Source organism: Roseburia sp. OM02-15 (assembly GCF_003481835.1).
Lineage (GTDB): Bacteria > Bacillota > Clostridia > Lachnospirales > Lachnospiraceae > Eubacterium_I > Eubacterium_I ramulus_A.
In genome coordinates this window covers 42,127-65,956 of record NZ_QULX01000011.1, presented here as the reverse complement: position 1 = coordinate 65,956, position 23,830 = coordinate 42,127, and the positions used below count along the sequence as shown (strand labels likewise).

At 46.1% G+C, this 23,830-nt stretch carries 21 protein-coding genes; all 21 read left to right on the top strand.

Going from position 1 to position 23,830, the window contains the following annotated elements; genetic code table 11:
• Positions 1-220: 220 nt before the first annotated feature.
• The 21 genes from cobJ to DXB15_RS11060 all read left to right on the top strand — a co-directional run bounded on the left by cobJ (position 221) and on the right by DXB15_RS11060 (position 23,714).
• Positions 221-949 (top strand): precorrin-3B C(17)-methyltransferase, encoded by a 729-nt coding sequence (gene cobJ / locus DXB15_RS11155; protein ID WP_118703002.1) that lies wholly within the window; start codon positions 221-223, stop codon positions 947-949.
• Positions 946-3,180, top strand: a complete 2,235-nt coding sequence (gene cobK, locus DXB15_RS11150; protein ID WP_118703001.1) for a precorrin-6A reductase — start codon at positions 946-948, stop codon at positions 3,178-3,180. The genes cobJ and cobK overlap by 4 nt, the downstream gene beginning before the upstream one ends.
• A gap of 54 nt (positions 3,181-3,234) precedes the next feature.
• A complete protein-coding gene (locus DXB15_RS11145) occupies positions 3,235-5,736 on the top strand; it encodes a cobyrinate a,c-diamide synthase (protein ID WP_118703000.1) in 2,502 nt (833 codons plus the stop codon).
• Positions 5,737-5,838: 102 nt separating this feature from the next.
• Positions 5,839-6,369, top strand: a complete 531-nt coding sequence (locus tag DXB15_RS11140) for a bifunctional adenosylcobinamide kinase/adenosylcobinamide-phosphate guanylyltransferase (protein WP_118702999.1) — start codon at positions 5,839-5,841, stop codon at positions 6,367-6,369.
• Positions 6,370-6,371: 2 nt separating this feature from the next.
• Entirely contained in the window at positions 6,372-7,124 is a 753-nt protein-coding gene (locus DXB15_RS11135; protein WP_118702998.1) for an adenosylcobinamide-GDP ribazoletransferase, read from the top strand.
• A gap of 454 nt (positions 7,125-7,578) precedes the next feature.
• Positions 7,579-7,971 carry a bifunctional adenosylcobinamide kinase/adenosylcobinamide-phosphate guanylyltransferase gene (locus tag DXB15_RS11130; protein WP_118702997.1) on the top strand — a complete coding sequence of 131 codons (393 nt, stop codon included), beginning with the start codon at positions 7,579-7,581 and terminating at the stop codon, positions 7,969-7,971.
• A gap of 4 nt (positions 7,972-7,975) precedes the next feature.
• Positions 7,976-9,112, top strand: a complete 1,137-nt coding sequence (gene cbiB / locus DXB15_RS11125) for an adenosylcobinamide-phosphate synthase CbiB (protein WP_118702996.1) — start codon at positions 7,976-7,978, stop codon at positions 9,110-9,112.
• A 137-nt stretch (positions 9,113-9,249) separates the two neighbouring features.
• On the top strand, positions 9,250-10,305 hold the full coding sequence (locus DXB15_RS11120) for a pyridoxal phosphate-dependent aminotransferase (protein WP_118702995.1): 1,056 nt from the start codon (positions 9,250-9,252) through the stop codon (positions 10,303-10,305).
• Entirely contained in the window at positions 10,287-11,861 is a 1,575-nt protein-coding gene (locus tag DXB15_RS11115) for a cobyric acid synthase (protein ID WP_118702994.1), read from the top strand. The genes DXB15_RS11120 and DXB15_RS11115 overlap by 19 nt, the downstream gene beginning before the upstream one ends.
• An 82-nt stretch (positions 11,862-11,943) precedes the next feature.
• Positions 11,944-12,471: a cob(I)yrinic acid a,c-diamide adenosyltransferase gene (locus DXB15_RS11110; protein WP_118703018.1), complete on the top strand. Its 528-nt coding sequence runs from the start codon at positions 11,944-11,946 to the stop codon at positions 12,469-12,471.
• A 77-nt stretch (positions 12,472-12,548) separates the two neighbouring features.
• Entirely contained in the window at positions 12,549-13,202 is a 654-nt protein-coding gene (locus DXB15_RS11105; protein ID WP_109216299.1) for a precorrin-8X methylmutase, read from the top strand.
• Positions 13,199-14,446: a glutamyl-tRNA reductase gene (gene hemA / locus DXB15_RS11100; protein ID WP_109216300.1), complete on the top strand. Its 1,248-nt coding sequence runs from the start codon at positions 13,199-13,201 to the stop codon at positions 14,444-14,446. Before DXB15_RS11105 ends, hemA begins: the two co-directional genes overlap by 4 nt.
• An 18-nt stretch (positions 14,447-14,464) precedes the next feature.
• On the top strand, positions 14,465-14,953 hold the full coding sequence (locus DXB15_RS11095; RefSeq protein ID WP_109216301.1) for a precorrin-2 dehydrogenase/sirohydrochlorin ferrochelatase family protein: 489 nt from the start codon (positions 14,465-14,467) through the stop codon (positions 14,951-14,953).
• A gap of 2 nt (positions 14,954-14,955) precedes the next feature.
• On the top strand, positions 14,956-15,951 hold the full coding sequence (gene hemC, locus DXB15_RS17060; RefSeq protein WP_243115641.1) for a hydroxymethylbilane synthase: 996 nt from the start codon (positions 14,956-14,958) through the stop codon (positions 15,949-15,951).
• Positions 15,952-17,568 carry a uroporphyrinogen-III C-methyltransferase gene (cobA, locus tag DXB15_RS17055; protein WP_187119658.1) on the top strand — a complete coding sequence of 539 codons (1,617 nt, stop codon included), beginning with the start codon at positions 15,952-15,954 and terminating at the stop codon, positions 17,566-17,568.
• A gap of 106 nt (positions 17,569-17,674) precedes the next feature.
• The gene (hemB, locus tag DXB15_RS11085; protein WP_177957742.1) at positions 17,675-18,658 is read left to right on the top strand and encodes a porphobilinogen synthase; all 984 of its coding nucleotides are present in this window, start codon (positions 17,675-17,677) and stop codon (positions 18,656-18,658) included.
• 5 nt (positions 18,659-18,663) lie between these two features.
• The gene (gene hemL, locus DXB15_RS11080) at positions 18,664-19,947 is read left to right on the top strand and encodes a glutamate-1-semialdehyde 2,1-aminomutase (protein WP_118703016.1); all 1,284 of its coding nucleotides are present in this window, start codon (positions 18,664-18,666) and stop codon (positions 19,945-19,947) included.
• 171 nt (positions 19,948-20,118) lie between these two features.
• On the top strand, positions 20,119-20,847 hold the full coding sequence (locus DXB15_RS11075; RefSeq protein ID WP_118702993.1) for a peptidoglycan recognition protein family protein: 729 nt from the start codon (positions 20,119-20,121) through the stop codon (positions 20,845-20,847).
• A complete protein-coding gene (locus DXB15_RS11070) occupies positions 20,844-22,328 on the top strand; it encodes a HEAT repeat domain-containing protein (protein WP_109216304.1) in 1,485 nt (494 codons plus the stop codon). Before DXB15_RS11075 ends, DXB15_RS11070 begins: the two co-directional genes overlap by 4 nt.
• A 122-nt stretch (positions 22,329-22,450) precedes the next feature.
• Entirely contained in the window at positions 22,451-23,020 is a 570-nt protein-coding gene (locus DXB15_RS11065; RefSeq protein ID WP_109216310.1) for a glycerol-3-phosphate responsive antiterminator, read from the top strand.
• Positions 23,021-23,054: 34 nt separating this feature from the next.
• Positions 23,055-23,714 (top strand): YczE/YyaS/YitT family protein, encoded by a 660-nt coding sequence (locus DXB15_RS11060; RefSeq protein ID WP_109216305.1) that lies wholly within the window; start codon positions 23,055-23,057, stop codon positions 23,712-23,714.
• The last annotated feature ends 116 nt before the right edge of the window (positions 23,715-23,830 follow it).

Genomic DNA, 23,830 nt, shown 5'->3' with positions numbered 1-23,830 from the left:
CGCTCACACTATTAAATTTTTATCTCAGTCGAGAAGACTCCCACTTCTGCAAGTGGTGAGTAATAACAAGTCTTTCTCAGTGGGAGTACAATCTCCGACTGAGATAAACGCTCCGCGGGGATGTGCAGTGATTCTGAGAAGAATATGTCAGCTTTCGCTGACCAGAATCACGCACCAAGTCTCACGTGCGTTCGACTTGAATGATGGAAAGGAAACAACATTGAAGAAAATATATGTAGTAGGAATTGGACCGGGCGCTTATGAACAGATGACGATCCGGGCAGCGAAAGCACTGGAAAGCTGCGAAGTCATCATCGGATATACAGTGTATGTGGATCTGGTGCGGGAGCATTTTTCAGGAAAAGAATTTTTAACCACACCGATGAAACAGGAAGTGGAGCGTTGCCGGATGGCATTTGAGACAGCAAGTGCAGGAAAAACAACAGCAATGATCTGCAGCGGAGATGCCGGTGTGTATGGCATGAGTGGTCTGATGCTGGAAATCGGAGAAGAATATCCGGAGGTAGAGGTAGAATGTGTACCGGGGGTGACAGCAGCAATCGGTGGAGCATCCGTGCTTGGCGCACCTTTGATCCATGATTTTGCGGTGATCAGTCTCAGTGACCTTCTGACGCCATGGGAAAAAATTGAAAAACGCCTGCTGGCGGCGGCAGAGGCAGATTTTGTCATCTGTCTGTACAACCCGTCCAGCAAAAAGCGGTATGATTATCTACAGAAAGCCTGTGATCTAATTCTAAAATATCAACCGGAAAGTCTGGTTTGCGCGACGGTAAGCAATATTGGCAGAGAAGGCGAACAGAAGCAGATTTATACACTGAGAGAACTTCGAAATGCAAAAGTGGATATGTTTACCACCGTATTTATCGGCAACTCCCAGACAAAAGAAATCAATGGAGCAATGGTGACACCAAGAGGATATCGGATATGAAAAAACATGCGGAATACCTGATTTTTGCCGGAACAAGTGAAGGACGGAAACTGGCAGAATTTTTGCAGGAACATCAGATCTGTGCAGAGGTCTGTGTGGCCACCGAATATGGAGAAAAATTGCTTGCGGCAACGGATTATATTCAGGTTCATACCGGCAGAATGACGGAGCCGGAGATGGAAAACTACATACAGGAACGATCCGGAGCGCCTTTTCAGGCAGTAATCGATGCCACGCATCCACATGCGGCGGAAGTGACGAAAAATATTCGGACTGCCTGTGAAAATACCGGGATGCGTTATGTGCGTCTGTTACGTGGGCAGATTGATTTATCAGCATTTTCAGATCTGGTGACATTTCCGGATTGTGAATCGGCAGCGGAGTGGTTGGAAATGCAAAATGGACGGATTTTCCTGACAACGGGAATGAAGGAATTGCCGATGGTGGCAGAACGGATTTCTGACCGGGAGCGCTTGTATGCAAGGGTACTTCCGCAACCGGAAATTTTTCCGTTGGCAGAAGAACTGGGCTTGAGCAAAAAGCAGCTGATCTGTATGCAGGGACCATTTTCAAAGGAATTGAATGTGGCAATGCTGCGGGAAGTGCAGGCAAAGTTTCTGCTGACAAAGGAATCCGGCAATGCAGGTGGATTTGCACAGAAGGCAGAGGCAGCGAAAGAAGCTGGATCAGTCTGTGTGGTCATTCGCCGTCCTGTGCAGGAACAGGGATTTTCACTGGAGGAGATTCAGGAGAAAATTTTAAGTGTGAGGGAGAAACTTTTCAGTCCTAAGAATGAGGTGCAAGAAGCTCAGGGGAAAGAAAGTTGTCATGTAGAAGAAGCAGATACAGAAAAAGGCAATAGTTTGAATGTTTCAGAAACAGTTGAAAAGTTAAGCAGCTGCAAACCGGGGAAAAAGGCAGCAACACGAAGAAAAGTAACGCTGCTTGGTATCGGAATGGGTGCGGCAGAAAATATGACGGTAGAGGGCGTTCGTGCCTGCAATCAGGCGGACTGCATTATCGGGGCAAAGCGTATGCTGAACGCTGTGGAACAGGTTTTAGATACAGAAAAACCAATGGTATCCATGTACCTGAGTCAGCAGATTGTAGAGTATATCCACTCACATGAGGAATATGGCAATATTGTGATCGCGCTGTCCGGAGATGTGGGATTTTACAGTGGAGCAAAGAAACTGGTGGATGCGCTGCCGGAAGTTGAAGTGGAATTGCTTTGTGGCATTTCAAGTGCAGTGTATTTTGCATCAAAACTGCATACATCCTGGGACGATATGAAACTTATGAGCGTACATGGACGCAGGGCAAATATCATTGCGGCATTGAGCAGAAATGAAAAGGTGTTTACGCTGGCTTCCGGAGCAGAGAGTATTCGTCAGCTTGCAGCAGAACTGGTGACTTATGGATTTGGTCAGGTGACAATGTCAGTGGGAACGGATCTCAGTTATCCACAGGAACAGATTACAACGGCGACACCGGAACAGTTTCTGGATTATCAGACAGAGGGCGTCAGTGTGGCACTGCTTCAGAAACAGACACCGGATGATTTTGTGGTGACACATGGCATTACGGACGAAGCATTTATCAGAGGAAAAGTCCCGATGACCAAGGAGGAAGTGCGAAGTATTTCCGTATCAAAAATGCAGCTTTGCCGGGATTCTATTGTGTATGATATTGGTGCGGGAACAGGTTCTGTTTCCATAGAAATGGCGAGGATGATACCGGAAGGATGCGTGTATGCCATAGAACAAAAGGAAGAAGCGGTGGCATTGATCCGGGAAAATCAGAAAAAGTTCCAAGTTCCGAATGTGCAGATCGTGCATGGAAAAGCACCGGAGGCAATGCAGGGACTGGAAGTGCCAACCCATGCGTTTTTGGGCGGCACCGGCGGAAATATGCGGGAGATTATCACAAAATTGAGGGAGTTAAATCCTCAGATCCGCATTGTGATCAACTGTATCGCACTGGAATCGCTGGCAGAGATAACGGTACTGCTTCAGGAACTGGAAATCAAGGATGCAGAGATCACAGCGGTTACGATCGCAAAATCAAAACTACTGGGACATTATCATATGATGATGGGGCAAAATCCGGTGTATGTGATTGCTTTTGGCGGCATTTCCGGGCAGAATGATATCAGATTGGAGATGACTCCCATCTCTATAGGTGGTGAGAAACAAGCTAGTATCAGTGGTGGGAGTCTCAACTCAGGCTGAGATAAAAGAGATTGATAAAAAGTAGATAGGAATCAGAATGGGAGGGAAAAACGCATGAAGATACCACGTATTATGCTGGCGGCACCGGCAAGCGGAAGTGGAAAAACGCTGATCACCTGTGGTTTGCTGCAGGCGTTCAAAAACAGAGGGGTACACCCGGTGTCTTTTAAATGTGGACCGGATTATATTGATCCGCTGTTTCATACACAGGTGCTTGGAATTCCTTCCCGGAATCTTGATTCTTATTTTACTGGTCGGGAACTGACGAAGGCACTGTTTTGTAAAAATGCGGCGCAGGCAGATCTGGCAGTAATGGAAGGCGTTATGGGATTTTATGACGGTGTGGCAGGGATTACGACACAGGCTTCGTCATGGGAACTGGCAGATATTACGGACACACCGGTAATTCTGGTGGTAAACATGCGCGGAATGAGCCGGTCTGTGGTGGCGCTGATCCGGGGATTTTTGCAGATGGAGAAAAAGTCACATATCTGTGGCGTGATCTTAAATCAGACGTCAGAGGTGATGTGTGAGGATTTACGTCCGTTGATTGAGGAAAATTGTAAAATTCCAGTGCTTGGATACGTGCCGAAGGTGGCAGAATGTGTCATCGAGAGCCGGCATCTGGGACTGGTGACACCGGCAGAAATGACAGATCTGCAGGAACGGATTGAAAAACTGGCAGAAATTTTGGAAAAAACACTGGATCTGGATAAAATTTTAACAGTGGCAGCAGGAGCATCCATGTTGCAGGAACAAAAAATGGAAGATTTTTATCCGGAGCTGCAGGTAGCGACAGAGGAGAATTGCAAAGAAAGCGGAAAGGAACAGAATCAGAGTCAGGGGGAGCATCCGGTTCGCATCGGAGTTGCCAGAGATGAAGCGTTTTGTTTTTATTATGAAGATAATCTGGATCTGCTAAGAGCAATGGGAGCACAGATCGTTCCTTTTTCCCCATTGCATGATGCAAAACTGCCGGAGAATTTGCATGGACTGCTGATCGGCGGCGGTTATCCGGAATTGTATGCAAAGCAGCTCAGTGAAAATGAGACAATGAAAGAGAGTTTTCGCAGGCAGATTGAGGCAGACATGCCATATCTGGCAGAATGTGGTGGTTTTATGTATCTGCATGAGACGATGGAGGATATGAAAAGAGAGCGCTGGCAGATGGTTGGTGTTTTGCCGGGACATGCGTTTTATACCGGAAAACTGGGGCGTTTTGGTTATGTGGAGCTGACAGCGCAGAAAGAACAGATTCTGGGAGAAGCGGGAGAGACGATTCGTGCTCATGAATTTCACTATTTTGACAGCAGTGAAAACGGTGATGCGTTTCGGGCGCAAAAGCCGCGGCGGAAGCGGGGATGGGATTGTATGCAGGCGTCTGAAACGCATGCAGCAGGATTTCCACATTTGTATTATTATTCCAATCCGGCATTTGCGGCAAATTTTGTGAAAGCATGCAGAAACTGGGAACAGGAAACATGGCAGCATGGAGGAAGAAGCATGACACTGGAAGAAACGATACACCGAATCAGACCGGTGGATCAGAAGGCAAAAGAAGATGCAAAGGAGCACTGGGACGGTCTGGGAAAACCATTGGGAAGTCTTGGACGGTTGGAGGATGTGATCATTCAGATTGCGGGAATCCAGCGCACGCCGCAGATTCATATTGAAAATAAAGCACTGGTGATCATGTGTGCGGACAATGGCGTGGTGGAAGAAGGCGTTACACAGTGCGGACAGGAAGTGACTGCTTCCGTGGCAGAGAATTTTCTGGATGAAAAATCCTGTGTGGCAATCATGTGCAAACGCGCGGGAGCAGGCATTTTTCCGGTGGATATCGGAATGGCAGTAGATACGCCCAGGGTGGAAAAACGAAAAATCGCTTACGGAACAAAAAATATGACGAAAGAGCCGGCGATGACCAGAGCGCAGGCAGTTGCAGCAATTGAAGCGGGCATTGCCAAGGCGCAGGAATTAAAGAATCTGGGATATGAACTGCTTGCAACCGGTGAGATGGGAATCGGAAATACGACTACCAGCAGTGCAATGACAGCAGTTTTTCTTGGCATGGAGCCGGAAATGGTGACCGGGCGTGGTGCGGGATTATCCGGAGATGGTCTGAAACGCAAAGTGCAGGCAATTCGGCGGGCAATTTTCCTGCATGAGCCGGATGCGTCAGATCCACTGGATGTACTTTCAAAAGTGGGTGGATTTGACATTGCGGGAATGTGCGGGTTGTTCCTTGGCGGTGCAGCGCTGCAGATGCCGGTGATCATGGATGGATTTATTTCACAGGTGGCAGCGCTGATGGCGGTACGTCTGGTGCCGGAATGTGCAGACTATATTCTGGCGTCCCACGTTTCACAGGAGCCGGGGGCAGATATTTTGCTGCATGCGTTGCAAAAAGAAGCGTTTTTGACATGTGAAATGCGTCTGGGCGAGGGCAGCGGTGCGGTGGCAATTTTTCCGCTGCTGGATTTTGCGTCAGATATTTATCACAAAATGAGCACGTTTGCACAGATAGAGGTTGAAGCATATCAACCATTGGATTAAAATAAATAAGTTATGGTGAAATAATAATATATGAGAGAGTATTTATAAATTCAGCTTATATAAACTGTAAATAGATAAAAAAGAAATGGACGGAATGACGCGATGATCATACTGGTAACCGGAGGCAGTGGCAGCGGAAAATCGGAATTTGCGGAAAACTGCTGTATGAAGCTGCCGGCAGTGGAAAAACGATATATCGCAACGATGCAGGCATTTGATGAAGAAAGCCGGGCGCGGATTCGCAAACACCAGAGAGCACGCAGCGGGAAAGGGTTTGCTACCATTGAACAGGGAACGCATCTGGAAGAAGTTTCGCTTCCAAAAGAATGTACGGCATTACTGGAGTGTATGTCGAATCTGGTGGCAAATGAAATGTTTGCACCGGAAGGACGGGGTGAAGACTGTAAGGATGCGATTTTGCAGGGAATCCGGCATTTGGCAGCAGAGGCAAAACATCTGGTGATCGTCAGCAATAATATTTTTGATGATGGGATCGAATATGATCCCGGCACGAAATTATATATGCGGATTCTGGGTGAAATCAATCAGGAAGTGGCAGTGCTGGCAGATCAGGTGTATGAGGTGGTCTGCGGTATTCCGATTTTAATGAAAAAAGAAAGAGACAGAGTGTAACTATGAAATGTCTGGAAAGTCTGATTGTGGCATTTTCCATGTATTCTAAAATACCAATGCCACAGATCACATGGACAAAAGAAAATATGAAAAATACATTATGCTATTTTCCACTGATTGGTGCAGTGATCGGTGCACTTTTGTGGCTCTGGTACTGGTTGTGCGGGATCGCAGGATTTGGCGTGATGTTACAGGCGGCAGTGGCAGTATTGATTCCAGTGCTGGTGACCGGTGGAATTCATCTGGATGGTTTTTTGGATACATCCGATGCATTAAGCTCCTGGCAGACGACAGAACGGCGGCTTGAAATTTTAAAAGATCCGCATACCGGAGCATTTGCAATCATTGCATGTTGTAGTTATTTTCTGGCAGCTTTTGGCATTTGGACAGAAGCAAAATTGCTGGATATCGGGATTCTTGGCATTGGTTTTATTTTAAGCCGTACCTTGAGCGGCTTTGGTGTATGCAAGTTTCCCTGTGCGAAAAAAAGCGGTTTGGCAGCGACTTTTGCAGAGGCGGCAGACCGGAAACGTTGTACTATTGTACTGATCATAGAAATGATTCTTTGTATGGCTGCAATGATCTGGCTTGATCCGCTGCGCGGTGCGTTTGCCTGTGCGGCAGCGGTGCTGGTATGCCTGGGATGCAGACATTTGTCAATGCAGAAATTTGGTGGAATTACAGGAGATACCCAGGGATTTTTCCTGCAGGTATGCGAACTGGTGATGGCATTTGTGGTGATTTTGATTCCATAAAAACAGGTTAGAATATATCAGATGGGAGCCAATCCCCCATCTGATATAGCCTCCGGCAGGATTACAGAGGTGCGCAGTTGAAGTATGTCATGCAATTGCATGACGCGCACCTCGCAACAAGAATGACGGAGCATTCTTGAACAAATTAGAAATGATACCTATGTTTATCTCAGTCGATAAGACTCCCACTTCTGCAAGTGGTGAGTAATAACAAGTCTTTCTCAGTGGGAGTACAATCTCCGACTGAGATAAACGCTCCGCGGGGGCGCACATTGTCTGGGAGACAATGGTTTCGCGCCGACCGGAACGAAGTGTAGATGTGCAGTGATTCTGAGAAGAATATGTCAGCTTTCGCTGACCAGAATCACGCACCAAGTCTCACGTGCGTTCGACTTGAAAGGCAGTAAGCAAACAAAGATAGAAACATGTATTTGATAAAACAGGGAGAATGTGCATGATTTTAATTATTGGCGGCGCATATCAGGGAAAGATGGCGTTTGCGGAACAGCTTTTAGAAGAACAGAAGAAAAACGGAAAAGCAGGAAGTATTTTTCCACAGTTTCATATGTGGGTAAAGGCGCATATGGAGGCGGATGCGAATGACAAGATAAGTGAACATGTAAATTCAAATGAGAAAAATGATAAGTTAGAAAAGGAGTTGCGGGAAAAACTGGTACAGGAGCCGGATACGATCATTGTATGCAATGAGCTTGGCTGTGGTGTTGTGCCGATGGATGCCTTTGACCGGGCATGGCGGGAGCGCACCGGACGACTGACCTGTGCACTGGCAGCGCAGGCAGAGGCGGTATATCGTGTGACCTGTGGCATCGGAACCCGTATTAAATAGACAGATGACAGAGATAATTGTGGGAACTCTGATCGTGGGCTATGTGCTGGATCTGATTTTTGGCGATCCCCATGGGATGTGGCACCCGATCTGCTTTATCGGAAATATGATTTCATTTTTTGAACGCAGGTTGCAAAGCGACTGCGTTCATGAGCAAGTAGCGAAAGCGGATTGCGAACGTCCGCTTTACGAAAGAATCCGGGGAAGCAAAAAGGAGCAGAAACAAAAACAACTGGATACAACCAACACGAATGAAAGCAAAAAGGATGGTTGTGATAAAAAACGTGAATCAGAAGTATTTCATGAACCAAATAGGGAGCTGGCAGGCGGTGTGCTGCTTGTCATTTGTGTGCTGGCGGTTTCTACCGCGATTCCGCTGGTAATTTTAATGATTTGTTATCGGATCTGGTTCTGGCTTGGGTTCGCGGTACAGTCTTATATGTGCTACACCATTCTGGCAACAAAGTCGTTAAAGACAGAGAGTATGAAGGTGGCAGAGGTATTGCAGACAGATGGTCTGGAAGCCGGAAGAAAAGCTGTTTCCATGATCGTCGGACGGGATACACAGAACCTGACAGAAACCGGTGTGGTGAAAGCTGCTGTGGAAACCGTAGCGGAAAACACGTCAGACGGAATTCTGGCACCGATGTTTTACATGGCAATCGGCGGTCCGGTGCTTGGCTATTTTTACAAAGCAGTCAATACCATGGATTCCATGGTGGGGTATAAGAATGACAAATATCTGTATTTTGGCAGGGCAGCGGCAAAATTTGACGATGTGATGAATTTTATCCCGGCAAGACTGTCAGCGATTATGATGATTCTTGCAGCGCCGCTGGTAAAATTGGACGGCGCGTCTGCATGGAAGATTTTCAAACGGGACAGGCTCAATCATGCAAGTCCGAACTCTGCACAGACGGAGGCGGTGATGGCAGGTGCCCTGCAGGTGCAGCTTGCAGGAGATGCATGGTATTTTGGAAAAAAACATGAAAAACCAACCATTGGTGATGCTGTTCGCCCAGTGGAAATCGAAGACATTGCAAGGGCGAATAAGCTGCTGTATGCGGCAAGTCTGCTTGGTATGATTGTATTTTGTGGCATAAGGATTGCAGTTTGGTTTGGAATAAAAATGGAGTTGTAAATGATCGTATTTTGGAATGAATACAGTCATTTGCAATAGGCAAAGGAATCTGTCAGAGTAAATGAAATTTTGGTAGCAAATGATACTCAATAAGTGATAGTCAATAAGGAAAAAATGGAAATTCAGGAGGTGAGCGGATGCACAGACATGGCGGAGATATTTACCGCAATCAAAACAAAATCGATTATTCGGCAAATATCAATTTTCTTGGAATGCCACAGGCGGTGCGTCAGGCAGCAAAGGATGCCATTGATGATGCTGTTCATTATCCGGATCCGTTTTGTGAGGCATTAAAGCAGGCAATCGCTGAAAAGGAAGGAGTTCCAGCGGAGTGGATCTTCTGTGGAAACGGTGCCGCGGACGTGATTTTTACCCTGATGCTGGCAGAAAGGCCAAAAGAAGCATTATTGCCGATTCCGTCTTTTTATGAATATCGACAGGCGTTGGAAAGTGTTGCGTGTCAGATTCGGACACATTTGTTGCTGCCGGAACATCAGTTTTGTGTACAACGGGATATTTTAGAAGCATTGAAGAAACGACCGGATTTGCTGATCTTGTGCAATCCGAATAATCCTACCGGGCAGTTACTGGATCAGGAATTGTCGGAAGAAATCGCAGTTCAGTGTCAGAGACAGGGAACGCGTCTTTTGATGGATGAATGTTTTTCGGATTTTCTGGAAGATGCAGAAAAGCACACGCTGTTATCAAAGGTGGCAGAGAATCCACAGATTTTCATTTTGCGTGCATTTACAAAAATGTATGGCATGGCAGGGCTCAGACTTGGGTATGGCATTTGCAGTGATGTGGCACTGATCCGGCGCATGGAAGCAGTATCGCAGCCATGGAATGTGTCAGTTCCGGCGCAGGCGGCAGGAATCGCTGCCGTAAAAGAGACCGCATTTGTGGAAAAAAGCAGAGCACTGATCGCAGAGCAGAAAGCATATTTACTGGAAGGTTTGCAAAAAGCCGGTGTTAAGGTGTTTGGCTCTGCGGCAAATTATATATTTTTCCGGGCAGAAGAAGGACTGGAGAAAGCCATGCGGGAGGCAGGTTTTCTGATCCGGGATTGTGGAAATTTTGATGGTCTGACGGAAGGATATTACCGGATCGCAGTGCGCGGACGGGAAGAAAATGAGAAATTTTTGGAAGCATTGAAGAAAAGGACACAGAATATATGGCAAAATCAATTATGATACAGGGCACCATGTCAAATGTGGGAAAAAGTCTGCTGGCAGCGGGCTTGTGCCGGATTTTTAAACAGGATGGCTACCGGGTGGCACCTTTTAAATCCCAGAACATGGCATTAAATTCATACATTACTTCCGAAGGACTGGAAATGGGACGTGCGCAGGTGATGCAGGCGGAAGCGGCAGGAATAGAGCCATCTGTTCTGATGAATCCAATCCTGCTCAAACCGACCAATGATGTGGGTTCTCAGGTAATTGTCAACGGCGAAGTGCTTGCAACGATGCGGGCAAGGGATTATTTTAAATATAAAAAGACACTGATCCCGGACATTATGAAAGCCTATCATACGCTAGAGGAACAGTCGGATATCATTGTAATCGAAGGCGCGGGTTCTCCGGCAGAGATTAATCTGAAAAGTGATGATATCGTAAATATGGGAATGGCAAAAATGGCAAAATCGCCGGTACTTTTAGTGGGCGATATCGACCGCGGCGGAGTGTTTGCACAGCTTGCCGGAACCATGATGCTCCTGGAAGAAGAGGAAAAACAGCTGGTTAAAGGTCTGATCATCAACAAATTTAGAGGAGACAAGACGATTCTTGATCCGGGTATTGTGATGCTGGAGGAGCTTTGCCACCGGTCTGTGGTGGGCGTAACGCCATATATGGATATCGATGTGGAAGATGAAGACAGCTTAAGCGAACGGATGAGTAACGAAAAAGTAGTTGGTCAGATTGACCTTGTGGTGGTTCGTCTGCCACGCATTTCCAATTTTACCGATTTTAATATATTTGAGAGTATTCCGGGTGTGTCGGTGCGTTATGTGAAACGGGCGGCGCAGCTTGGAAATCCGGATCTGATCCTGCTTCCGGGTACGAAAAATACGATGAGTGATCTGGCGTGGATGCGTCAGTCCGGTATGGAAGCGGCAGTATTAAAGGCACATGCGGCAGGATGTCCGATTTTTGGCATCTGTGGCGGTTATCAGATGCTTGGCGAAGAACTTTCCGATCCGTTCGGTGTGGAAGATGGCGGAACCATGCGCGGAATGGGACTGCTTCCGATGCATACGGTGTTTACGGAAGAAAAAACAAGAACCCGGGTGAACGGGCAGTTTTTGCAGGTAAAAGGAGATCTGGCAGGACTCTCCGACATTGCATTTTCCGGGTATGAGATTCATATGGGACAGAGTGTTTCGGATGGAAAGCTGTCGATGCTGACAAAAATCAGCGATCATTGCGATCATGTGGGACATACTTCCGAAGGGAGTGCTGACGGCGGAGCCAAAACACTGTTACAGAGCGGCAGCGCAATGGAAAAATGCGAGGGTGCCATAGGCGAAAATGTGTATGGCTCTTATGTACATGGTATTTTTGATACGCAGGAAGTCGTCAATGCCATTGTGAAGGCGCTGGCAGAGAAAAAAGGGATTGATCCGGCAGGACTGGCGCAGATGGATTATGCGGCATACAAGGAAACACAGTACGATAAGATGGCAGATATTTTGCGGAAACATCTGGATATGGAACAGATTTACCGGATTCTGGATGCCGGTGTGTGATCAGATGAAATAAGTTTCTGTGGTAAATTGCGAATGTCCGCTTTATGGTCTGTTTGATGATATAAATGTGGAGGACGAAAAAGTGGCAGAAAGTTGTGTACATATTTATACCGGTGACGGAAAAGGAAAGACCACCGCGGCGGTAGGACTGGCAGTACGGTTTGCCGGAAACGGCGGTAAAGTGCTGTTTACCCAGTTTTTAAAGGATGGGACTTCCTCAGAACTTCGGATTTTAAAACAGATTCCGGAGATTACCGTATATTCTGCAGAAAAAAAATTCGGATTTACCTTTCGGATGGATGAGGAAACAAAGCGGCAGGCGCGGGCATATTATGACCATTATCTGGCAGAAGCACTTCGACGCGCGACAGAGGAAGCATATGGTCTGCTGGTTTTGGATGAAATCTGTGCGGCATATCGGGCAGAAATGATCAATCGGAAGCGTCTGCTTGCGTTTCTGGAGCAGCGTCCACAGAATCTGGAAGTTGTTTTGACTGGACGTGATCCGGCAGAGGAATTGCTGGCATATGCGGATTATGTCTCAGAGGTCCGAAAAATAAAACATCCCTTTGAACGCGGAATTACTGCCAGAGAGGGCATTGAATATTAAGATAAAAATACATTTAGTTCAAGTCGCACGCACGTGAGACTTGAATTGTGATAGAAAAAGGAGCAGCGGAGAACACCATGGAGTTTGAACATGTAAAACCAATGGATATTGAAAAGAGAAGTATGGAGATCATCGGTCAGGAGCTGGCAGAAAAAGGAATTACATTGCCGGCAGACAAGGCGCACATCATTAAACGTGTCATTCATACGACGGCAGATTTTGAATATGCAGATACCCTTACTTTTTCGGAACATGCGGTGGAAAAGGCAAAGGAAGCGCTTCGGGCAGGTGCGACGATCGTGACGGATACGAAGATGGCGTGGTCCGGCATTAACAAACGAACATTGGAAAATCTGCACGGAAAAGCCTGCAATTTTATCTCAGATGAAGATGTAGCTGAGGCGGCAAGACAACATGGTTTTACCCGCTCCGCAGCAAGCATGGATAAGGCAGCATCCCTACCGGGACCGCTGATTTTTGCCATAGGAAATGCACCGACAGCGCTGATCCGTCTGTATGAACTGATCGAAGAAGGAAAACTTGCACCGGCACTGATCATCGGTGTCCCAGTCGGTTTTGTCAATGTGGTGCAGGCAAAGGAACTGATCATGGAAACCGATGTGCCTTATATCATCGCAAGAGGCAGAAAAGGCGGAAGCAACGTGGCGGCAGCAATCTGCAACGCATTATTATATGATCTTGACAGCAGCAGAGGAATGAAGAAATCATGATAAACATACAGATGATAGGAATTGACCACAGCAGAGCATCTGTGGAAGAACGGGAATTATTTTCCTTTACAAAGACAAAACAAAAAGAACTGATGGAGGCAGTCGTCCGGCAGCAAAGCGTGGACGGCTGCGTGTTGCTGTCTACCTGTAACCGGATGGAGCTGTATGTGTCTCTGGATGCGAAGGCAGAGCCGGATCTTTACCGGATTATTTGCCACTGTAAACAGATTTCCGGAGAAGAAGAAAAACGGCTACGGGAACTTTTTACGGTGCGAACTGAAGAAGACGCGGTGCGGCATCTTTTTTTGCTGACCGCGGGACTGAAATCGAAAATCATCGGGGAAGATCAGATTCTGACGCAGGTAGGCGATGCGCTGGAATTTGCCCGAAGTGGTGAATTTGCGGATACGGTGTTAAAAACACTGTTTCGTATGGCAGTGACAGCGGGCAAAAAGATCAAAACACAGGTGGCAATTCCAAAAGGAAACACATCAACGATTGATGCAGCACTGACACAGCTTGCCCGTCAGGGGTATCAGTTTGCCGGAGAAAACTGTCTTGTGATCGGAAATGGTGAAATGGGACGGCTGACGGCACGGGCGTTTCAGGAGCGGGGCGCAAATGTAACGGTAACGGTTCGACAGTATCACAGCGGAGAAGTGCGGATTCCGGAAGGCTGTGCCCGGATTCATTACGGGGAACGCTATCACAAAATTCCGGAATGCCGGTATGTAGTATCGGCAACAGCAAGCCCAAATGTGACATTAGAGCGTGTGGAACTGGAAAAATGGAAGCTGGAGCATCCGATCACTTTTGTGGATCTGGCAGTGCCAAGGGACATTGATACCTCAATCCGGGAACTTTCATGGGCAGAAGTCTATGACATCGATGATTTTCAGGGTGGCATCGGTTTGTCTGAGCGGCAGCAGGAGCAGTTACAGGCGGCAAACCTGCTGGCAGAAGAAGAACTGGCAGCATTTGTTTCCTGGTATGAATGTCGGGATATGGTGCCGCAGATTCAAAAGTTTGGTGCACTAGCAGCGCAGGATGTAAGCTGGCGGATGGGAAGAACGTTTCAGCAGATGAAATTGGATGCCAGTCAGTGTCGACAGCTGGCAGATGCCGTGGAACAGACATCGCAGAAAGTATTTCAGAAGATGTTGTTTGGATTGCGGGATCATGCAGATACGGACGTGATGAGGGAATGTCTGGCTGCATTGGAAAAAGTATGGAAAGAGGAGTAAAAAGGAGTAGAAAAAGGGATGGATCACAGATATTTTCCATTTTTTGTAGATATTACAGGGAAAAAAGTATTGCAGGTGGGAGCAGGAAATATTGCCCTGCGCAGAACAGAAAGCCTGCTGCGGTTTGGCGCGGATGTAACGGTGACTGCATCGGAGATTCGGATGGAGTTTTTACAGTTACAGCAGAAGTATGGCAGAAAGCGGCTGGAGCTGATCCGCAGTCCGTTTATGCATGGCATGACCAGAGGTTATGAACTGGTGCTGACGGCGACCGGGGACGAAAAAGCGGATCTGGAAGTCTGGGAAGAGTGTAAAAAGCATCATATCTGGGTGAATGTAGCATCCGACCAAGCACTGTGTGATTTTCGGTTTCCGGCGCTGGTGGAAGAAGATGATATTGTTGCAGGAATCAATTCCTGTAATAACGATCATGGAAAAGTGCGTGAGGTAAGTGCAAAAATCCGGGAAATACTTGGAACGGTAGATTATAACAATGTGGAGGAATAACAGTGAAAAAATTTCGAATCGGAAGCAGAGAGAGCCGTCTGGCTGTGATTCAAAGCGAGATGGTGATGGATTATATCAGAAATCAGTGCCCGGAATACGAGCCGGAGCTTGTTACCATGAAAACTACCGGTGATAAAATTTTGGATCGTACATTAGATAAGATTGGCGGAAAAGGATTGTTTGTGAAAGAACTGGATGCGGCATTGCTGGATGGGCGCAGTGATCTGTCGGTACACAGTCTGAAAGATATGCCGGCAGAAATTCCGACTGAATTGCCGCTGATCGGGTTTTCCAAGCGGGAAGATCCGCGGGATGTACTGGTATTGCCAGACGGTGTGAAAGAGCTGGATTTTTCCAAACCGGTGGGATGTTCGAGTCAGCGCCGGATGTTGCAGTTTCAGAAATTGTATCCACAGGCAACCTTTGCACCGATTCGTGGAAATGTACAGACACGTCTGGCAAAACTGGATTCTGGGGAGTTCTCTGCAACGATTCTGGCAGCAGCAGGATTAAAACGACTGGGATTGGAAAACAGGATTACCCGATATTTTTCGGTAGAAGAAATGATTCCGGCTGCCGGACAGGGCGTGTTGGCGTTACAGGGACGTGCCGGTGAAAATTATGCATTTTTACAACCATTTTGTTCCGAAGCAAGCCGGATCACGTCCCTTTGTGAACGGGCATTTATCCGGGAACTGGACGGAGGATGTTCCTCTCCGGTGGCAGCGCATGCAACAATTGCGGAGGATGGAAAACTGACGCTGCGAGGACTTTATTATGTGGAAGCTACCGGGAAAAGTGTCATCGAAACGGAATTTATTTATCTGGCAAAAGAAAATCTGCTTCAGAAAGATTTGTCAGATTCTATAGATCCTACAGATTGTACAGATCACAAAAAAGTTGTTTTTAAACCAAATGCATGTAATCTGGCAGAAAATTTTGGCAGAAATCTGGCACGTCGTTTGCAGGCAGAAGGAAAAGCACAGGAGGAGCGCTAAATGGAACAGAAAAAAGAAGGAAAAGTCTGGCTGGTGGGCGCCGGACCTTCCGATGCGGAACTTTTGACGTTAAAAGCAAAGCGTGTGCTGGAACAGGCAGAAGTCGTCGTGTATGACCGGCTGGTGGGAGAGAGTATCCTGCTGATGATGCCGGAAGCAGCAGAAAAAATCGATGCCGGAAAACGTTCCGGTAATCATACCATGCCGCAGGAGCAGATGAATGAGCTGCTTTTGAAAAAAGCGCAGGAAGGAAAATGCGTGGTGCGCTTAAAAGGTGGAGATCCGTTCCTGTTTGGACGCGGCGGCGAAGAACTGGAGTTGCTGGCAAAACACAACATTCCATTCGAAGTAGTACCGGGGGTGACCTCTGCCATTTCTGTACCGGCTTACAACGGCATTCCGGTGACGCATCGAGATTATGCGTCCAGTGTGCATATCATTACCGGACATAAGAAAAAAGACGAACCGCTGAATCTGGATTTTACCACGCTGGCAAAACTGGAAGGAACACTGGTATTTCTGATGGGCGTTTCCGCATTGACAGATATTTGTCAGGGATTATGCAACGGCGGAAAAGCGAAAGAAACACCGGCGGCATTATTAAGCCGGGGAACGACAGCAAAACAGAGACGGATCGTGAGTACACTGGAAAAACTGCCGGAAGAAGTGAAAAAAAATCCAATGGAAACACCGGCAGTCATCGTTGTGGGAGAAGTCTGTGGACTCTCAGATGAATTTAACTGGTATGAAAAACTAACACTGTTCGGTAAAAAAATTATTGTTACAAGACCGCGGGAGCGAAGCCGGGCGCTGGCAGAACGGTTACGGAGCCTTGGGGCAGAAGTGCTGGAACTGCCGACCATTGAGATTCATCCCAATGATAATTTTTCGAATGAATGTGATATAACAGAAAAATGGATACAGAAAAATGTTGAAGATACCGAGACACAAAATGAGAACCAAAAGGCAGAGATGCATATAGACATGGCTCAGAAGTTGTCTGATGTACTGTTAAATGATTATCAATATGTGGTATTTACCTCTCCGTCTGGTGTAAATTGCTTTTTTGATCAGTTAAAAAAAGAAAAAATCGATATCCGAAGATTTTTCAGAGCAAAAATCGCAGCTTTGGGAGCGGGTACAGCAAAAGAACTGGAACTGCATGGTGTTTTTGCAGATCTGGTTCCAGAGGTGTACGATGCGGCACATCTTGGCATCTGCATTGGGGAAGCCTGTGCAGACGGCAATCATATTTTGATTCCGCGGGTGAAAAACGGCAGTCAGGAACTGATCCGGGAGATTCAGAAAAGGAAAAAAGTTACGATTGCAGATTTGCCGATTTATGATACCATAGAGAAAGAGCAGAAATGGGTGAATGTACCGAAGCTGGTGGAAGAAGGCTGCATGGTAGTTTTTACCAGTGCATCTACGGTTCGGGGCTTTGTAAAAAATGTACCGGATACGGATCTGAGTCATGTGCAGGGCATCTGTATCGGAAAACAGACCGCGCAGGAAGCAAAAAAAGCAGGGATTTCCTGTGTGACCGCGAAATCGGCAACCGTTGAAAATCTGGTACAGACAATTTTAAATTGTTCATCTCAGTCTGATGGAAAATAAAGTATTATAACTTTTTATATAAAATTCGTTCCTGCATTTTTATGGGAAAATGATAAAAATGTTGAGAGAAAAGCGGTCGAACATAGACTGCAGGAGGAAAGTAAAAATGGAAATGATCAATCGTCCGCGCAGATTGCGGACAAGCGCAAATTTAAGAAAAATGGTACGAGAGACCAGAATGGATAAATCCTCTCTGATCTATCCGATGTTTATTGTAGAAGGAACCAATATCAAAGAAGAAATCCCGTCCATGATGGGACAGTACCGTTACAGTGTGGACCGCATGGGTGAAAAATTAGAAGAACTGACAAAAGCCGGAATCGGTGGCGTGATGCTCTTTGGAATCCCGAATCACAAGGATGAGCTTGGAAGCGGTGCCTATGCGCAGGATGGCATTGTGCAGCAGGGATTTCGTAAGGCAAAAGAACTGTTCCCGGATCTGTATATGATCGGAGATGTCTGCATGTGTGAGTATACTTCTCATGGTCATTGTGGTGTACTTTGCGGACATGATGTAGATAATGACAAAACATTGGAACTGTTACAGAAAACGGCTTTATCCCAGGTTCAGGCTGGTGCAGATATGGTAGCACCTTCTGATATGATGGATGGCAGAGTCGGCGCGATCCGTCACATTTTGGATGCCAACGGTTATATCAATACACCGATCATGGCATATTCTGCAAAATTTGCGTCTGCTTTTTATGGTCCGTTCCGGGATGCGGCAGATTCCGCACCGGCTTTTGGTGACCGCAAAACTTATCAGATGGATTATCACAACCGCAGAGAAGCGTTAAAAGAAGTAGAACAGGATGTCATCGAGGGCGCAGACATTGTAATGGTGAAACCTGCCATGGCTTACGGCGATCTGATTCGCGAAGTAAAAGATATAACAGATCTTCCGGTGGCAGCATACAGCGTCAGCGGAGAGTATTCCATGGTAAAAACCACCGCAGCGGCGGGATTTATCGATGAGACTTCTATCATGTGTGAGATGGCAGTCGCTGCTTACCGCGCGGGAACAGATATTTACATTACCTATTTTGCAGAAGAACTGGCAAAATGCATGGATGAAGGGAGAATCGGATAATGGAGATCAAAAAATCAGAAGCTCTTTTTCAGGAAGCAGTTCAATACATTCCGGGTGGCGTGAATTCACCGGTTCGTGCCTTTGGTTCTATCGGTTCTACCCCGCGTTTTATCAAAAAAGCGGACAAAGCGCTGATGTGGGATGAGGACGGCAACGAGTACATAGATTTTATCGGTTCCTGGGGACCGATGATCTTAGGACATAATCATCCGCTGGTTTTGGATGCGGTGATGGAGTATGCAAAACGCGGTTTAAGCTATGGAGCAGCGACATCTATAGAAGTGGATATGGCAAAACTGATCTGTAGCATGGTGCCGTCCATCGAAATGGTGCGTATGGTAAATTCCGGCACCGAGGCAGTGATGAGTGCTGTTCGTGTGGCGCGCGGTTTTACACGCAGAGATAAAATTATTAAATTCAATGGCTGCTATCATGGTCATTCGGATGCGTTGCTGGTAAAGGCAGGTTCCGGCGTTATGACCGCGGGCGTTCCGGGTTCCCTTGGTGTTCCGGCAGGCTGCACCGCAGATACGATCACCGCAGATTATAACTCTCTGGAGAGCGTGCAGAATTGCTTTGACACCTATGGAGAACAGATCGCAGCGATTCTGGTAGAGCCGATTGGTGCAAATATGGGAACCGTACCGCCAAAGCCGGGATTTTTGCAGGGACTTCGTGATATTTGTGACAAATATGGCGCATTGCTGATCTTTGACGAAGTCATTACCGGATTTCGTATGCAGGCAGACGGTGCACAGGGCTATTTTGGCGTGACACCGGATCTGACCACATTTGGAAAAATCATCGGCGCAGGTATGCCGGTTGGCGCATATGGCGGACGCAGAGAAATCATGGAAATGGTATCTCCGGTGGGTGCTGTGTATCAGGCAGGAACTTTAAGCGGTAATCCGGTGGCAATGGCAGCGGGTATTGCACAGCTTTCTTACTTAAAAGAACATCCGGAAGCCTACGCTGCCCTAAATCAGAAATCTGACCGGTTTTTCGAGGAATTGCAGAAAATTGTGGATGAGAGCGGCAGAGGCTATCATGTCAACCATATTACTTCACTGGGAAGCCTGTTTTTTACAGACAGGGAAGTTGTTGATTATGAAAGTGCACAGACATCGGATACAAAGGCATATGCAGATTACTGCAATTACATGCAGAATCATGGCATTTATCTGGCTCCGGCGCAGTTTGAGGCAGTATTTATTTCCATGGAACATACAGAGGAGCAGTTAGCGCGGACATTGGAACTTGCAAGAACCTATTTTACAAAAAACAAGTAATATGTATGATACAATGAGCGCAAACAAGTCAATATATTGGTATGATTGGCAAAATGTTGATCATGAACTTTTTTTGTTCATGATATTTTGAATTGTATTTGAAAAAAGGGATCGTGCTATTTCACAATAAGCAAAAATTGTTTGACATAGAGTCGAAGGAAATCAAAACATATGGCAGCACAGAAGAAGGTACAAAAAAACGCACCGCGAAGAAAAAAGAAGCGGAAAAGCAGACGAAAAAGATACGATATGTCAAGGGTATGGATGGCACTGGGATTACTGGCGTTGGTATTGCTGGTGATCGTGGGTGTGACCAGACATCAGAAAAACAAAGCGGTCAGTGCAGACAGTCCGGTAACCTTGTCCGAAGTGGATGAAAACAGACCGGAACTGGACGTGGAACTTTTGACGGTCAATCCATATTCCAGACCGGGCACAGCGCTGGAAAAAGTAAATGGCATTGTCATTCACTATACGGCAAACCCCGGCGCAACTGCCATTGCAAACCGCAATTATTTTGAAAATCTGAAAGATACGCATACGACAAAGGCAAGTTCTCATTTTGTCGTGGGACTGGAAGGTGAGATTGTGCAGTGTATTCCAACTGCGGAGATTGCCTATGCATCCAATGACCGCAACAGCGATACGATTTCTATCGAGTGTTGTTATAAAAACGAGGACGGTTCTTTTGAACAGGCAACGTATGATTCGGTGATCAAACTGACCGCATGGCTCTGTGCAAAATTTGGACTGACATCGGAAGATGTGATCCGGCATTATGATGTAACTGGAAAACTGTGTCCGCTCTATTATGTGGAACATGAAGATGCGTGGGCGCAGTTTAAAAAAGATGTAGATACTTATCTGCAAGTTTACAAGACGGGAGATGAAAACGGATGAGAGATCTTTATGAAAAAATAAAAAAAGGAATCGATCGCAGAGCAAGTCTGATCGCTCTGAAAAAAGAACTGAAGGATGACGCAAAGAAAAAGGTGTTTCTCACCATGACAGGCAACCGTCTGGATGAGATCATGAAGTGTCTGGTGGATCAGGATCCGAAGGTACGGAAAAATGCAGCATTGATCCTTGGAGAATTGCATTGTCAGGATGCGCTGGATGTACTGATGGATGCCTATGAGGAAGAAGATAAATTATTTGTCAAAGAAGCCTATGTGCAGGCATTATCCATGATCGACTGCAGCGAGTATCTGCCACAGTTAGAGGTGCGTCTGCAGGAGCTGGTTGCTTATGATGCGCCGGAAGAAGAAAAGAAACATGTGCAGGCAGAGATCCGTGCGCTGCAGGAACTTTTATTGCAGAAAAAAGGTGTGAAAAAACATACCTTTAATGGATGGAACCGTTCTAGCGAGGTACTGCTTTTGACCATTCCGGCATTTCGTGATGCACTGGCAGAAGAAGTGACTGGAAAGAAAAAAGTATTAAAATCCGGTGTGCGTACCATTGTGCCTGATTTTGAAACAGTCATGAAAATCCGTACAATTCAGGAATTACTGTTTGTGATTCACACGCAGACAGAGGGTAACGTGCTTTCCGCAGATCCGGAAACACTGGCAGCGCAGCTGGCAGAATCCGATCTGATGCAGATTTTAGCAGAGACACACAAAGGTGATGTCCCATTTTGCTTCAGGATCGGAGTATCCGGTGCCATGTCGTTAGAAGAGCGAAGCATTTTTTCAAAACGTGTGGCAACAGCGATAGAAGGAGCTTTTGAGCGAAACCTGATCAACTCTACTTCGCATTATGAAGTGGAATTGCGCCTGTTACAGCATCGTGAGGGCGGATTTGTACCGTTATTAAAACTGTATACACTGCCGGATCATCGTTTTGATTATCGCAGATATTATGTGGCAGCAAGCATGAAACCAATGATGGCAGCAGGATTGATGGCACTGGCAAAACCATATCTGAAAGAGTATGCGCAGATCTTAGATCCGTTCTGTGGTGTGGGTACTTTGTTAATGGAACGCAGATTTGCGGTACCGGCGCGAAATGCTTACGGAATTGATACTTTTGGCGAGGCGATCGAGAAAGCACGAGTAAACAGCAAGATTGCCGGTATGCAGACCAATTATATCAATCGCGATTATTTTGATTTTGTGCATGATTATAAATTTGATGAGATCGTTACCGATCTGCCGGCAGGCAATCTGTCAAAACCGGAGCTGGACGATTTGTATCGCAGATTTTTTGAAAAATCCGATGAAGTGCTGGCAGAGGATGGTCGTATGATCTTCTTTTCAAGGGAAATGGGACTGGTGAAAAAACAGCTTCGTCTGCATCCACAGTTCCGTCTGGCTCAGGAATTTTGTATTCAGGAGAAAAATGGAAGTTATCTGTTTATCGTAGAAAAGCGTCAGTAAGAAATGTCAGAGGCGATTTTTTTCCTCATTTATGATTGATAGGAAAAAATATATATCAGGGATTGTTTTCGAACAGTTATATGATATGGCATGAAAAAGAGAACAGGGGACAGGAGAAAGGTATGCTTCAGAATTTGTTTCGGGAACAATTAGAAGATTGTCCGGTGATCGCAGCGGCAAGAGATCTGGAAGGACTGGCACACTGCTGTCAGTCCGAGAGTGGCATTGTTTTTATTTTATTTGGGGATGTCTGCACCATTTCGGAAATTATAGATCAGGTAAAATCTGCAGGAAAACTGGCATTTGTGCATATGGATCTGGTGAACGGACTATCCAGTCGGGAGATCAGTGTGGATTTTATCAGGAAAGAAACGAGGGCGGATGGAATCATTTCCACCAAGCAGCCGCAGATCCGCCGGGCAAAAGAACTTGGCTTATATACTGTGCACCGTTTTTTTGTCATTGATTCCGCTGCTTATGAAAATGTGGAAAAATGCACAAAAGCACTACGCCCGGATTGTGTAGAACTGATGCCGGGAGTGATGCCGAAAGTTATTCGGCAAATGACAGAGAAGCTGTCTGTTCCGGTGATCGCGGGTGGTCTGATTTCCGATAAAGAGGACATTATTGCTGCGTTGGATGCAGGAGCGACAGCGATTTCAACGACGAAAGAAGAACTGTGGTTTTTGTAGCAGATAGATGAGAAAAATTGGGGGATGAAAAAGCATGAAAGAAATTTGGCAGGGATTTTTTCAAAAGAAACATTTTGGCATACGGTTCGTTACAGTAATGCTGGCAGTTCTTGGTATGGGATTTTCCCTTTCCTTTTTGTTACTGGTAGATCTGGGAGCAGATCCATGTACGATGATGAACCGCGCCATTTCAATGAAATTAGGGATGACTTTTGGAAACTGGCAGGCATTGCTGAATGTGATACTGTTGGTAATCGTTGTGATATTCGGTGGGAAAAATCTTGGTTTTGGGACACTTGCAAATATGATCTTAATCGGATATTATGCAGATTTTTTTATGTGGATCTGGAATCAGGTATTTCCGGAAAACTTATTTCAGAGTATGCAGGTTCGGATTGGAGTACTCATTCCGGCGATTATTGTATTTATTCTTTCGGCAGCGCTTTATATGGACGTAGATATGGGAACGGCACCTTATGATGCGATTCCAATTATTATATCCGACCATTTGCCGAAAGTCCCGTTTAAAGTAGTTCGTATGTGCTTTGACTGTATTGTGACAATACTGGGACTTGTCTTTGGTGGAAAACTTGGAATTATGACTGTGATCATGGTGCTGACACTTGGACCGGTCATTCAGTGGATGGGCAATATTTTGAAAAAGTATTTTCCGGTGCTGACAGGAGAAGCGTGAGAAAAAAAAGCAATTATGAAAATGAACAGTCCCACTATCGAAAAATGGCGGGCTGTTTTTAACTATAATTTACATATGGATAAAAAATTGAAATATAAAGAAATAGGAATTGTATA

Coding starts and splice junctions, on each gene's coding strand:
- cobK (WP_118703001.1), top strand. CDS start 946: ATGAAAAAACATGCGGAATACCTGATTTTTGCCGGAACAAGTGAAGGA.
- DXB15_RS11130 (WP_118702997.1), top strand. CDS start 7,579: ATGATTTTAATTATTGGCGGCGCATATCAGGGAAAGATGGCGTTTGCG.
- DXB15_RS11115 (WP_118702994.1), top strand. CDS start 10,287: ATGGCAAAATCAATTATGATACAGGGCACCATGTCAAATGTGGGAAAA.
- DXB15_RS11105 (WP_109216299.1), top strand. CDS start 12,549: ATGGAGTTTGAACATGTAAAACCAATGGATATTGAAAAGAGAAGTATG.
- DXB15_RS11140 (WP_118702999.1), top strand. CDS start 5,839: ATGATCATACTGGTAACCGGAGGCAGTGGCAGCGGAAAATCGGAATTT.
- DXB15_RS11070 (WP_109216304.1), top strand. CDS start 20,844: ATGAGAGATCTTTATGAAAAAATAAAAAAAGGAATCGATCGCAGAGCA.
- cbiB (WP_118702996.1), top strand. CDS start 7,976: ATGACAGAGATAATTGTGGGAACTCTGATCGTGGGCTATGTGCTGGAT.
- hemA (WP_109216300.1), top strand. CDS start 13,199: ATGATAAACATACAGATGATAGGAATTGACCACAGCAGAGCATCTGTG.
- DXB15_RS11145 (WP_118703000.1), top strand. CDS start 3,235: ATGAAGATACCACGTATTATGCTGGCGGCACCGGCAAGCGGAAGTGGA.
- DXB15_RS11120 (WP_118702995.1), top strand. CDS start 9,250: ATGCACAGACATGGCGGAGATATTTACCGCAATCAAAACAAAATCGAT.
- cobA (WP_187119658.1), top strand. CDS start 15,952: ATGGAACAGAAAAAAGAAGGAAAAGTCTGGCTGGTGGGCGCCGGACCT.
- DXB15_RS11135 (WP_118702998.1), top strand. CDS start 6,372: ATGAAATGTCTGGAAAGTCTGATTGTGGCATTTTCCATGTATTCTAAA.
- DXB15_RS11095 (WP_109216301.1), top strand. CDS start 14,465: ATGGATCACAGATATTTTCCATTTTTTGTAGATATTACAGGGAAAAAA.
- DXB15_RS11075 (WP_118702993.1), top strand. CDS start 20,119: ATGGCAGCACAGAAGAAGGTACAAAAAAACGCACCGCGAAGAAAAAAG.
- hemB (WP_177957742.1), top strand. CDS start 17,675: ATGGAAATGATCAATCGTCCGCGCAGATTGCGGACAAGCGCAAATTTA.
- DXB15_RS11060 (WP_109216305.1), top strand. CDS start 23,055: ATGAAAGAAATTTGGCAGGGATTTTTTCAAAAGAAACATTTTGGCATA.
- DXB15_RS11065 (WP_109216310.1), top strand. CDS start 22,451: ATGCTTCAGAATTTGTTTCGGGAACAATTAGAAGATTGTCCGGTGATC.